At 40.4% G+C, this 12,209-nt stretch carries 12 protein-coding genes; 5 read left to right on the plus strand and 7 right to left on the minus strand.

The features are described 5' to 3' along the window. Window positions 1-13 precede the first annotated feature (13 nt). On the plus strand, window positions 14-754 hold the full coding sequence (locus tag ACTB00_RS10485) for a nitroreductase family protein (protein WP_463299873.1): 741 nt from the start codon (window positions 14-16) through the stop codon (window positions 752-754). Window positions 755-762: 8 nt separating this feature from the next. Here the strand turns inward: ACTB00_RS10485 and ACTB00_RS10490 are convergent, their stop codons facing one another. From ACTB00_RS10490 to ACTB00_RS10510, 5 genes are read right to left on the minus strand one after another with little or no spacing between them, the layout of a single operon-like run. Next, window positions 763-1,470, minus strand: coding sequence for a LytR/AlgR family response regulator transcription factor (locus tag ACTB00_RS10490; RefSeq protein WP_463299874.1), 708 nt, complete (start codon window positions 1,468-1,470; stop codon window positions 763-765). Beyond that, entirely contained in the window at window positions 1,467-2,507 is a 1,041-nt protein-coding gene (locus ACTB00_RS10495; protein WP_463299875.1) for a sensor histidine kinase, read from the minus strand. Before ACTB00_RS10495 ends, ACTB00_RS10490 begins: the two co-directional genes overlap by 4 nt. Beyond that, window positions 2,507-3,217 carry a glycosyltransferase gene (locus ACTB00_RS10500; protein WP_463299876.1) on the minus strand — a complete coding sequence of 237 codons (711 nt, stop codon included), beginning with the start codon at window positions 3,215-3,217 and terminating at the stop codon, window positions 2,507-2,509. Before ACTB00_RS10500 ends, ACTB00_RS10495 begins: the two co-directional genes overlap by 1 nt. Then, window positions 3,210-4,298 (minus strand): Ldh family oxidoreductase, encoded by a 1,089-nt coding sequence (locus tag ACTB00_RS10505; RefSeq protein ID WP_463299877.1) that lies wholly within the window; start codon window positions 4,296-4,298, stop codon window positions 3,210-3,212. Before ACTB00_RS10505 ends, ACTB00_RS10500 begins: the two co-directional genes overlap by 8 nt. 6 nt (window positions 4,299-4,304) lie before the next feature. After that, entirely contained in the window at window positions 4,305-5,063 is a 759-nt protein-coding gene (locus ACTB00_RS10510; protein WP_463299878.1) for an SDR family NAD(P)-dependent oxidoreductase, read from the minus strand. A 106-nt stretch (window positions 5,064-5,169) separates the two neighbouring features. Here ACTB00_RS10510 and ACTB00_RS10515 point away from each other — a divergent pair, with 106 nt between their 5' ends. From ACTB00_RS10515 to ACTB00_RS10530, 4 genes are all read left to right on the plus strand, one after another. Further along, complete coding sequence (locus ACTB00_RS10515; protein WP_463299879.1) at window positions 5,170-6,210, plus strand: AIR synthase-related protein; 1,041 nt, start codon at window positions 5,170-5,172, stop codon at window positions 6,208-6,210. Continuing rightward, the gene (ubiE, locus tag ACTB00_RS10520) at window positions 6,207-6,929 is read left to right on the plus strand and encodes a bifunctional demethylmenaquinone methyltransferase/2-methoxy-6-polyprenyl-1,4-benzoquinol methylase UbiE (RefSeq protein ID WP_463299880.1); all 723 of its coding nucleotides are present in this window, start codon (window positions 6,207-6,209) and stop codon (window positions 6,927-6,929) included. Before ACTB00_RS10515 ends, ubiE begins: the two co-directional genes overlap by 4 nt. An 83-nt stretch (window positions 6,930-7,012) precedes the next feature. Then, window positions 7,013-7,783, plus strand: a complete 771-nt coding sequence (porT, locus tag ACTB00_RS10525) for a type IX secretion/gliding motility protein PorT/SprT (protein WP_463299881.1) — start codon at window positions 7,013-7,015, stop codon at window positions 7,781-7,783. 92 nt (window positions 7,784-7,875) lie between these two features. Next, window positions 7,876-9,432, plus strand: coding sequence for an NAD(P)/FAD-dependent oxidoreductase (locus tag ACTB00_RS10530; protein WP_463299882.1), 1,557 nt, complete (start codon window positions 7,876-7,878; stop codon window positions 9,430-9,432). A 157-nt stretch (window positions 9,433-9,589) separates the two neighbouring features. On the opposite strand, the gene ACTB00_RS10535 is transcribed toward ACTB00_RS10530, so the two are convergent. Together ACTB00_RS10535 and ACTB00_RS10540 are read right to left on the minus strand one after the other, a co-directional pair. Beyond that, window positions 9,590-10,543, minus strand: a complete 954-nt coding sequence (locus tag ACTB00_RS10535) for a calcium/sodium antiporter (protein WP_463299883.1) — start codon at window positions 10,541-10,543, stop codon at window positions 9,590-9,592. A gap of 246 nt (window positions 10,544-10,789) precedes the next feature. After that, entirely contained in the window at window positions 10,790-11,668 is an 879-nt protein-coding gene (locus ACTB00_RS10540; protein WP_463299884.1) for a PIN domain-containing protein, read from the minus strand. Window positions 11,669-12,209: the final 541 nt, after the last annotated feature.

Below are 12,209 nucleotides of genomic sequence, written 5' to 3' on the forward strand. Positions count from 1 at the left end.
AAAATCAACAATTATGGACATACTTTTCAAACATCGATCTATTCGTCAGTATAAATCAACGCCGATAGAGGAAGAAGTCTTGAATCAGATTATTGAGGCTGGAACCAGAGCATCAAATACGGGGAATATGCAACTATACAGCGTTGTTGTTACTAAAGACATTAAGGCGAAGGAGAAGCTCGCTCCTTTACACTTTAATCAACCAATGGTGAAACAAGCGCCCGTTTTACTAACTGTTTGTGCTGATATTAATCGGTTTAATTTATGGTGTGAAGAACGAAATGCTGATGCCGGGTACAATAACTTATTGTGGTTGATGAATTCAACGATAGACGCTTCATTATTCGCTCAGAATTTATGTGTTGAAGCGGAGGATCACGGATTGGGTATCTGTTACCTGGGAACAGCACTATACAATGCCAAGGAGTTTATTGATGTTCTTGAGCTTCCCAAAGGCGTTATTCCGATTACGGCGATTGTTGTAGGCTATCCTGATCACAAACCTGAGTTAACAGATCGATTGCCGCTGGATGGGCTTATTCATTCAGAAAAGTATAACGATTATACGACTGAAAGGATTAATGATTTACATAGAGAAAAGGAGAGTTTGCCAAGTTCAAAACAGTTTGTGAAAGAAAATGAAAAAGATAACCTGGCACAGGTATTTACCGATGTACGTTATAAAAAGGTTGATAGTGAATTCTTCTCTAAAAAGCTGCTAGCAACCCTAAGAGAGCAAGGATTTAACATTTAGCTGTCCGGTTATTTGATGATGTGCTTATTAATCAGTTCTTGAAAATCGTGCCTGAAGTTATTGCCTATTGGTAATTTTTGTCCATTAATTTCAAGCTGATTGCCTTCAATGCTTTGGATTTGATCAAGACGGATGATGTATGATTTGTGAGTTCTGAAAAACTCGGCTGCTGGAAGTAGCTCTTCCATCTTTTTCATGGATAGATTGGTCACCAGGTGTTTATCTTTCAAATGAACTTTGATGTAATCACCCAGACCTTCGATATAAGTTATTGATTTGAATTCAACCCGGATGGCCTTTTTGTTGGCCTTTATGTAGATGTAATCCGGATTGTTGTCTTCGTGGTACTGAGCAGCCATTAATAGTAACTGTTCTTCAGCTTTTTGTACAGCTTTATAAAAGCGTTCAAACGAAAAGGGCTTTTTCAGGTAGTCGAGGATATTAAGTTCATATCCTTCCATGGCATAATCAGCGTAGGCCGTTGTTAAAATGACCAATGGAGGATTCGTAAGGTTTTTCAAAAAATCTAAGCCGCTTAATCTTGGCATATTAACATCAAGGAACATTAAGTCAGCATGTTCGTCCTTTAAAAGGCTGTTGGCCTCTAGAGCATTGTTACAGCAGCATACTATTTCAAGCTCCGGAATATCCTTGGCAAATTGCTTAATTACATTTTGCGCCAATGGTTCGTCATCAACTACTATTGCTCTGATCATATTGTCGTTTTTAAAGTCAGTCTTAATTCCACGCTAAAGATATTTTCTTTTTTACTGATTTTTAAATCGTATTCATCCTTTGCATATAAATAGGCTAGTCGTTTTTTGACGTTTTTAAGACCAATGCCGGACGCTTTTGGATTTGCATAGGTGCTAGCCTCATCAAAGCTGTTTTTCGCCTTAAAATACAGCCAGTGCTCTTTGATCTCGATTTCAATATGGATAAAGGGATTATCCTGAATCGACTTGCTTCCATGCTTAAATGCGTTATCAACAAAGGGCTCAAAAATCAAGGGGATGATGAGTTTATTATTCGGTTCTCCGCTTAGCTGAAATTTGATATCTGTTTTACCCGATAACCGAATACGTTGCAGTTCGATAAAGTTTTGAATAAACTCAATTTCTTTTTTAAGGCTAATGAAATTTTCCCGGGACTCATATAATACATGGCGCATTAAGTCCGATAATTTTAAAATCATACCGGGTGTTTCTTTCGAGTTTATTAGCGAAAGAGAGTAGACGTTATTCAGCGAGTTAAACAAAAAGTGCGGGTTGATCTGGGCTTTCAGTGTGTTTAGTTCAGCTTCCAGCTTTTCACGTTCTACCTGATTGTAACGCAGCGCAATATCCTGCATTTCGATCCATTCGTGCAGAAACTTGACCAGCGATGTTACTCCAACATAGAAGGCCGTAGTGAAGAAGTACGAGGAAAACAACCGCGGACGGTTAAAGTGAAGTAAAAAGTAGAAAAGGGTCAGAATGATTAAGGACGAGACAGCCAGCGTAATAATCAACCAGAACGCATAAAAAATATAGAATTTCTTTCTGAGTAATCCGGGAATAAGTATTCGGAGATTGACGTACACTCCAACGGCAAAGCCCGCGTTGAGAATTAAGGCTCGCAGGGTGTCGTTAGGCAGGTTGAAATGAAAATCGGAAGCAACATAAAAGGAAGCCAACGCAAATGTGAAACTGCTAAGCCAAAAGAGCAGCTGTAGCAATAGTTTGAAACGTTGATAGTTTTTTATGAGAGCCATCAAATACGATCTTTCCGTTTAATTAGCTTATTGTAATAGTATTTTAGTGGGTTGGTATATTTGAGCTGCTTCCAAGGGCGGCTGCTGTGTGGTTTATGAACCACCGGAAGATATGTAACCAGGTAATTTTTAAAACCGAGTAACTTCGACTTTCTTGAGATAAATACATCGTACCAGTGCTTTTCACTGGAAAGCTCTTTAAACGAAAAGCTTTCCAGAAGTTTTAAACTAAGTAGCGTGCAACAAAAACTCAGACTGTGTGATGTATCTGTAATCTCCTTTTTTTCTCCTTTGAAATTAAGATACGGAAAATTAACCTGTCCCGATTCATCGGTCGTAATTGCTCCGAGCATGCCACAATTTTCGGTACTCAGGCTAAGCTCGTACATCTTGTCTAAGGTGTTTTGCTTGATAATTACATCTGATTCAACGATCACCAAAGGCACTTTTAAGTCAATTGCTTTTCTCTGTGCCATTTGAAGCACCAGGTTGTAATTGGGCGATGGAGTATTCGTGATTTCTTCGAGGTTGATCAGCTCAAATCCAAACTTTTTCTTTTTCTTTTCAAGTATCTTTTTTGTCTCGGGTGTGCTAAAATCATTATAAACATAGTGCAGATGATCACCATCTGCCGCATGAATTGCTTCGATTGTTTGAAGCGTGGTGTCAATCGAGTCTTTAACCGGAGTTATGACCAGTGTTTTAGGCATGTTGTTTCGGATTAAAGGTTAATTCCAGACTGGCAGCTAATTGTTTTAAATCTTCAACAACAGCTTGTTGCAAAGGTATGCCTTTTTGTTGACGTTCAGCGGTTAGTTCTCTTTCCGGATCACCGGGAATCAAAACCTGATCGTTAGGATTCACCGTTTCGGCATTGCGAAACGTTCGTATCCAATTATCCATGTGATTTTTAAAATCTTCAGCAGGTCGGAACGCATCAATCCGAAAAGCACCGAAGAAATGGCCGATACCATCACCAACCGGATTTGTTGGAGGATCGAGGAAGGCTACAAACGGTGGAACCCAGGGGCCATAATTGGCGCCTGATAAAACGGCGGAGAAAATATCGACCATAGCGCCCAGGCAATAACCTTTGTGGCTTCCGTGTTGCCGGTCGCCACCAAGCGGAAGCATCGCTCCACCTTTTTTAAGAGTAAAGGCATCTGTTGTTGGTTGCCCTTCTTTATCCTGTGCCCAGCCGAATGGGGCATCTTCGCCTTTGCGTTGTAAAACTTCCAGTTTACCATTTGCTACGGTTGTGGTAGCCATATCCATTATAAATGGAGGTTCGGTTTTGGCCGGAATGGCAACGGCAATTGGATTAGTTCCCAAAAAGCGACTTTTCGAAAAAGTAGGAGAAACAAGTGGACTGGCATTGGTCATTGAAATGCCGATCATGTCTTCTTCCAGCGCCATCATGGCATGATAGGCTGCAATGCCGTAGTGATTCGAGTTTTTTACAGCCACCCAGCCACTGCCAACCTGTTTGGCTTTGTCGATAGCTAGTTGCATGGCTTTGGGGCCGGCAACCAATCCCAATGCCAAATCAGCATCCAGCACTGCGGTTGATGGTGTTTCATGAACCACTTTCATATCGGGTTTGGCATTTAGCCTCTTCTTCTCCCACAATCTGATGTAGCCACTCAGGCGGGCAACCCCGTGTGAATCAACGCCACGCAAATCGGCTTGATTTAAGCAATCAGCCGCTAACTCGGCTTCTGCCGGAGAGCATCCTATTTTTTCAAAAACCTGTTGGGTAAATTCTTTAAGATATGTTGAGCTTATCGTCATTTTCTGTTATTTTCTGAAAACATCTCTTGCCGAAGACTGAGCCGTAGGCATGATCAAAAGGTCATCAATATTAACATGCGCCGGTCTCGACACCACAAAGTAAATACTTTCTGCAATGTCACGGCCATTAAGAGGAGTAAAACCTTCATACACTTTTTGGGCTTTTTCCTTTTCACCCTTAAACCGAACAAGCGAAAACTCGGTTTCTACAGCTCCCGGACTCACCGTACTCACTTTGATGTTGTATGGAGCCAACTCAATGCGCATAGCTTTGCTGATCGCAATTACAGCATGTTTGGTTCCGCAATAGACCGTTCCGTTTGGGTAAGGCTCAATTCCTGCAATCGACCCAATATTTAAAATGTGGCCTTCGTTTCGTTTTATCATCCAGTTCGACACCTCATGTGTGACATAAAGTAAACCTTTAATATTGGTATCAATCATGCTTTCCCAATCCTCCGTTTTGGCTTTGTCAATCGGATCAAAGCCCGCTGCAAGCCCGGCATTGTTGATTAAAACGTCAACTTTTTTCCATTCGTCGGATAAAGACAAAAGTGCTTGGTCAACTTCTTTTTTGGATTGAATATCAAAGCAGAGGGTGAGGACAACACAATTATCATGTTCCAGTTCTTGCTTTAAATCTTCCAATCGATTTTTTCTTCGTCCGGTTATGATAAGGTTAAAATGATTTTCTGAGAGTATTCTAGCGGTTTCCAGTCCGATGCCGGATGTTGCTCCGGTAATTAACGCAATCTTTTGTTTCATGGTATTTTTCTGTCTTTTCAGAGAAATTAAAATTCCCTTTTTTTTATGAAAAAATCAACTACTTGACTATTTTTGTTTTCTTATAAGAAGTAAAGAATTAAAAGTTATGGCTGAAACAGTTGAAAACCAAGAGGTGTTCTCTATTGATCAGATTGAAGAGCCCAAAGATATTAATGAAATTGTTTTTAACCTAATGGTCAATCCAAACCTGGCCCCGGTTAATTACTTTAATGATTTTAGTGAGGAAGGATTGGAGCTTGAAAATGTGGCCAATGGAGATTCGGATGAAACTGGTATTTTTACTGCTGACAATGGACAGATGATGGCCATGACAACGCATGCCTTTCACCATCATTTAGCCACTGACCCTCAAAAAGCGATTGAAATTCTGATTAGTCGTGCGGCTCGAAGAATGGCTTGTTACGGAGTGAAACCGGAAGCGGTGAGTGCTTTTTTGTACCACATTAATATTGCTCATCCGAATGGGCAGTTTATTGCTTCGGGTGCAAAACAGGGCTTGGAGAATGCTTGCCAAAAATTCAATATAAAAGTTGCCGATCGTAAAATCAGGTTCGACTATTTTACCGGACACGGTGATCTAACACCTACAATCATTATTAGTATGATGGGTAGTGTGGAAGATAAAGACAAAGTGATTACGCATAACCTGAAGAATAAGGGGAACAATATTTTTGTAATCGGAAAATCTTACGATGATATCAATTCATCAGAATATCTTGAGTTTTACCACGAAGTGTATGATTCGCCTCTTCCTCAGTTTAATATTGATGTGGAAGTTCGTTTGCAGGAAGCAATGAAAGGGTTAATTTCAAAACAACTGATAACCTCTGCCAGCCCTGTTGGAAAAGGTGGACTTTTCTTTTCCCTGATGAGAGCCGGAATGCCAGCCGGACTTGGATTTGATATTACAACCGATGCCGAGATTAGAAGTGATGCCTTTTTGTTTGGTGAATCAATGGGACGTTTAATCGTTGGTGTTCCACAGGAGAGTGAAGATGATTTCGTTGATTTTATGCAAAGTACGAAACTGCCGTTTTTTACACTTGGGCATGTGACGAAAGGCGAAATTCGTATTGATGATGAGTCGTTGGGTTATATTGATAAAATGATACCACAAGCTGAATGACAGTAGCTCCCTATCAAAATTCTGATAAAAATAAAAAGCAACAAGTCGAACAAATGTTCGACAATATCGCGGCAAAATACGATTTTTTAAATCATTTTTTAAGCCTTGGAATCGATCGGTTATGGCGTAAAAAGGCCGTTAAAATTCTCCGTGAATATCATCCAAAGCGTGTTTTAGATGTGGCTACGGGCACCGGTGATTTCGCCATTGCTACTTCCAGGTTAAATGTTGATGAGATTATTGGCTACGATTTATCCGGAGAAATGATCCGGGTAGGAGAGGAAAAGGTTAAAAAGTTAGGACTGGATTCTCTCATTCGCTTTCAGAAAGGGGATTCGGAAAGTATGCCTTTTGAAGATGATTCGATAGATGCCATTACAGTAGCTTTTGGGGTTCGTAACTTTGAAACCTTACAGAGTGGGTTGGACGAGTTTTATCGGGTGCTTCATGATGATGGGGTCGCCATCATTCTGGAGTTTTCGAAACCCAAACATTTTCCGTTCAAACAGTTGTATAAGTTTTATTTCTTCCATATTTTGCCGTTTGTCGGTGGACTGGTTTCCAAAGATTCTTCAGCTTATACGTATTTGCCCGAGTCGGTGATGGCTTTTCCTGATGACCAGGATATGTTAAATATCTTGTCGGATACCGGTTTTCGCCAGGTTCGGCAACGAAGATTGACCATGGGAATTGCAACAATATACATCGCTCAAAAATAAATGTGATGATTCACATGCTGAAACAGACAATATTTTGAGAATTAGATGGTTTTTGATTTAGGACAATAAATTGATCAGAATCAGTGAAAAAACTCTTCATTAGCATAGCGCTTCTTTATTTGGCGATTAATTCATTCGCTCAAATTCAACGGGTGAAGAACCTGACAACCTTTGATGAGAAGCAATTGCACTTTGGGTTTACCATTGCAATTAATACCTTGGATTTTCGGTTTCAACATTACCGGCCAATTGGAGAAAACCCTGATTTTGTGCCAAAGCAATGGAACAACATCGACGGAAATGAAATTACCTATGGCGATACAGTTCATGCTGATATTGCTGAGCAGGTTCCCGGGCTGACCGTTGGAATTGTAACCAGCCTGCGCTTGGGAGAGTACTTTGATTTGCGTTTTTTACCCGGTCTGTCATTCGGAGAACGTCGCTTGGTGTACAATGTTCCAATATACGATATCAATGCCCCAAGCTCTGCTCGGCAGGAGTATTATTCAATCAAATCAACTTACATCGATTTGCCATTATTAGTGAAATACAAATCAAGCCGATTGAATAATCAACGCCCTTACCTGATTGCCGGACCGGCTTTCAGAGTAGACATTTCGAAAACCGGGGTTGAAGATTTAGTGCGGGTTAAAAGAGGCGGTTTTTATCTTGAAGCCGGAATTGGCTGGGATAGTTATTTGCGCTTTTTCCGCTTGTCAACTGAGCTGAAAGTGAGTCTGGGAGTCGGAAACATATTGAATAGCGGACCCGATGACACGCAGCGTCAGTATTATACGTCAGCAATAGAAAAGCTGAGTTCGAACGTATTCACTTTAAGCTTCCATTTCGAATAGATTGAAACGAGCCTGTAAAAATATTCACACACAGAAGCATGAATATTTAAAGCGAGTTCCATGTGTTGCAAAAAATAAACGATTATAAACACGTGAAAAAAGACCTCAATATATCACTGACTCCCAAACAGGCGTCGGATGAACAGTTTTATCGTCCTGTGATTTGCCAGAAGTTGGGTGCATCCGATAGCGATATCACTTCCATTGTTGTTCGCCGGCGATCCATTGATGCCAGACAACGGCAGATCCGAATTAATTTGGGTGTGACTGTTTATTTGGGTGAAGAACCTGAAGTTTCTTCTGTAAGCTACGACTATCAAAATGTTGAGCATAAACAAGCCATTGGCATTGTAGGTGCTGGCCCGGCCGGTTTGTTTGCTGCCTTGCGTTTAATTGAGATGGGTCTGAAACCCATCGTTTTTGAACGAGGGAAAAATGTAAGCGACCGAAAACGTGACATCGCGCTGATTCACCGGGAGCATGTCATTGACCCGGATTCCAATTACGGATTTGGAGAGGGAGGAGCCGGAACTTTTTCGGATGGGAAACTCTACACGCGGTCAAAAAAGCGTGGAAGTGTGCAGAAGGTGCTGGAGGTTTTGGTTCAGTTTGGTGCCGATCCGGAAATTTTAATTGATGCCCATCCGCATGTCGGTACCGATAAGCTTCCCGGCGTGATACGAGGAATCAGGGAGCAAATTATCGCATCGGGAGGAGAAATCCATTTTAATAGTCGGGTCACCGATTTTATGCTGAAAGGTGACCAATGCACCGGCATCAAATTGGCCAATGGCAGCTCCTACGATTTTGATGCTTTAATTTTAGCAACCGGCCATTCGGCCCGTGATATTTATGAGTTGTTGTACCGCAAAGGGATCAATTTAGAGGCTAAAACCTTCGCAATGGGAGTGCGTGTAGAACATCCACAAGCATTGATTGACACGATTCAATATCACCAATCTCAGCGAGGACCTTTTTTGCCTGCTGCTACTTATTCGTTTGTCGAGCAGGTGAAAGATCGGGGAGTGTACTCATTTTGCATGTGCCCGGGCGGTTTCATCGTTCCGGCAGCGACAGCTCCGGGAGAATTGGTTGTTAACGGCATGTCGGCGTCCAAGCGAAATTCACCTTTTGCTAATTCTGGTTTAGTGGTTGAAGTTCGACCTGAGGATTTGCGCGAATATCAGCAGCATGGGGTTTTTGCCGGATTGGAGTTTCAGAAGCAAATCGAAAAGCTTTGTTTCATGATTAATGGAAATACCCAGTTTGCCCCGGCTCAGCGGTTGACCGACTTTGTTGCCGGCAAAAAATCTACGGATTTACCGGAGTCGTCGTATCGTCCCGGACTGACGGCTGCTGCTTTGCACGATAAATTGCCGAAGCGCATTGCCAGCCGCTTGCGCGAAGGTATTCAGCAAATTGATCAAAAAGCAAAAGGTTTTCTTTCAAAAGAGGCCACGGCAGTTGGCGTTGAGTCTCGTACTTCGTCGCCTGTTCGCATTCCTCGGAACGAGAGCGACTTGCAACACATCCGCATTAAAGGCTTGTTCCCCTGTGGCGAAGGGGCCGGTTATGCCGGAGGTATCGCTTCGTCAGCTATTGATGGGGAGCGGTGCGCCGAGGCGGTGGCTGAGATTTGCAACCACTAATTTAATGAACTACTGGTGATTGTCTGGATATTTGGCTATCAACTAACGAAATGAAATTTACTGCAGAATAAGAGCCGTATGAATGGAGAGGTTCACTTACGGTTCTGTGAGAAGTTAGTGGTGAAACTCCCCTGGCTTACTCGACTCTGGTGTGTTTTTATAGTTCTTTCCAAACTAAATAGGTCGTGTAAATCAAATAAAAGGTTAACAGGATTAAAGCTTCCCATCGGTCAAGCTTTTTTCTTTTTCCAGTAAACATTGCAAGTAGCAAAAAAAGCGTTCCGCCACTCACGATCAATAAGTCTTGGTTAAAATTTGGACTATACGTTATCGGATTCACAAACGAGCTAATAGAAAGTATTAACAGAATATTGAAAATATTTGAACCGATTACGTTTCCAATTGCGATGTCGCTGTTCTTCTTTAAAGCAGCTACTATTGATGTAACTAATTCTGGCAAGGAAGTTCCAGCGGCAATTATAGTTAGGCCAATTATTTTTTGACTAATCCCCAATTCGGTCGCAATATTTATACTATTGTCAACCACTAATTTTCCGCCTATTATTAGGCCAGCTATTCCAATTATTATTAATCCCCAAATTTTATAATTGGATTTGTTTTTATAAGCTAACACTTCTGTTTTTTCTTGCTTGAGTTGATTGAATACATAGTATATGAAGCAACAAAAGCAACCGAGTAAGAAAATTCCGTCAAGTCTTGAAATTTCAGGATTTTGAGTAACGAAAAAATTATTTGCAAGTAGGAATAACAATATTGTTACGACAAGGGATATTGGAATTTCTCGCCAGGCAGTTGAAGATTGAACCGTAATCGGGTAAATTAAACCTGCTATTCCGAGTATGACAAACAAGTTGAAATTATTGCTGCCAATGATGTTGCCAAAAACGATATCGGAAAGTCCATTAAATGAAGCTACAGAATTTACAACTAATTCGGGTGCAGATGTTCCAAAAGCAACGATCGTCAAGCCTATAACTAAATCAGAAATATTGTTCTTTTTCGCTAATGATGAAGCTCCGTCAACAAGCCAATTCGCTCCAAAAATCAGGCTTGTAAATCCGCTTATTATTAAAATAGAAGCTATGATCATATTTTATTTTGATTTATCAGTTTCGATACGCCATTTTACTGAGAGCTCTGAAAAAATGTTTAAAATACAAATTTTCTTTAGCAAACAATAAGATGATGGATGAAATTATTCCAGCAGGTTCTCCCACGGCAGCGCCTCCGTAAAGTATACGACATAATAAGAGCTGTATGATTGAGAGGTTCACGTACGGTTGTTCGAGAAGTAAGGGGTGAAATTTCCCTAGCTTACTAGACTAGTCAGCGTTTTTTATTCATTTTCTTCTGGATCATCTTTGTCCAAGTTTGATTCTCTCCACTTTTTAAGTAGATCTCTTAAAAGCTTCTGCTTATAAAGATCAGAAGAAGTCTTGATTACATTTTCTTCTTCTTCTATCATTTCTTTAGTGACAGGAATTTCAACAAGTTTAAAGGCTCTGGATAATTTGTCAGTTAAGATTAATTTTCTTTGTTGACTAATTCTCTGCCTAAACTCTTGTTTTAACCAATCGTTCAAGTAGGATTCATTTTCGTGTATTGCACCAAAGTCAGTATCTCTGGTCACTAAAATTATGTGCTTCTTTGATTTTTCAGCACATCTTATTATCCATTCCCAATTAACTGCGTCACCTATCGAGTTGTCCGTGCTCTTTCTTGGTGGGTAACCCAGCATAAATCTTTTGAGTGCAAGCCGTCTAATGGTGAATCTCTCTTTGTTTTCTCTATTAAGATTAATCGGGGATTTATGTTTGAAAATTTTTTGTAGCATCCGATAAACAGGATCATTCAAGCTTGGATTTTTCAAAATCTTTTCAATCCTATCTTTCAATTTTTTTTGTTGATCGTCAATGTCCTTTTTGGACTTTTTGATCATCTCAACGGCTTTAGCGTCCGAAATTATTGCTGGTACTGTAAGGTTAACATTGTTTATCTTTTTTACTTCACCAATTGACTCAAGAATTGCTGATTGACGGTTTTTTTTGTATTCCATTTCTACTTGGCTAGTAGAAATCATTAAGTCCTTATGTCTCTCGATTTCTTCCAGATATTTTAATGAAATGTCTGTTCTTCTAATCCGATAAAAATCGAGAAGAATATTTGTATCAATGAAAATATATGCGTCTAGTTTAGTGACTTTTTTCTTTGCCATTGGATCTTTTTAAATGCAGCCTAACGATTGAGCAAATGCTCAAAGGTGTTGTTATTTTTACTATATCGAATTTAAAAGTGCATAATACCTACCATATTAGCAAGTATTGTGCACTCTATTATGTTTTATATCATCCCATGAGTTTTCCAGAGGGTTAACATTTTTTTTAACTCCCGTGAAGAAACATGAGTATATATTTCTGTTGTTTTGCTCGATTCATGCTCAAGTATCGTTTGAATATAATGTCAATCAACCTCTTGTTCCGGTAAATGAGTTGTTCGCCTAAGTGTAATTGTGCTCTGAAAATCCATACCGTACTGTTATACCGTGGTGCAAGATAACCAACTTTACAGAATAATTAATTTTGATAGCGATAATTTAGTTTCATTCAAAATAAGGTCTATTTAACACCCCAGGGGGGGTACTTCGGAAGTGGGGGGGGCCACTTCGAACATGCTCGCTTGCACCCTGGAGATGCACCGGAGCATGAAAAACATTCAAGCGAGCACCCCGGAGGTGCAACGCCGCCTGATTTTGATTC

Source organism: Sunxiuqinia sp., assembly GCF_055140945.1.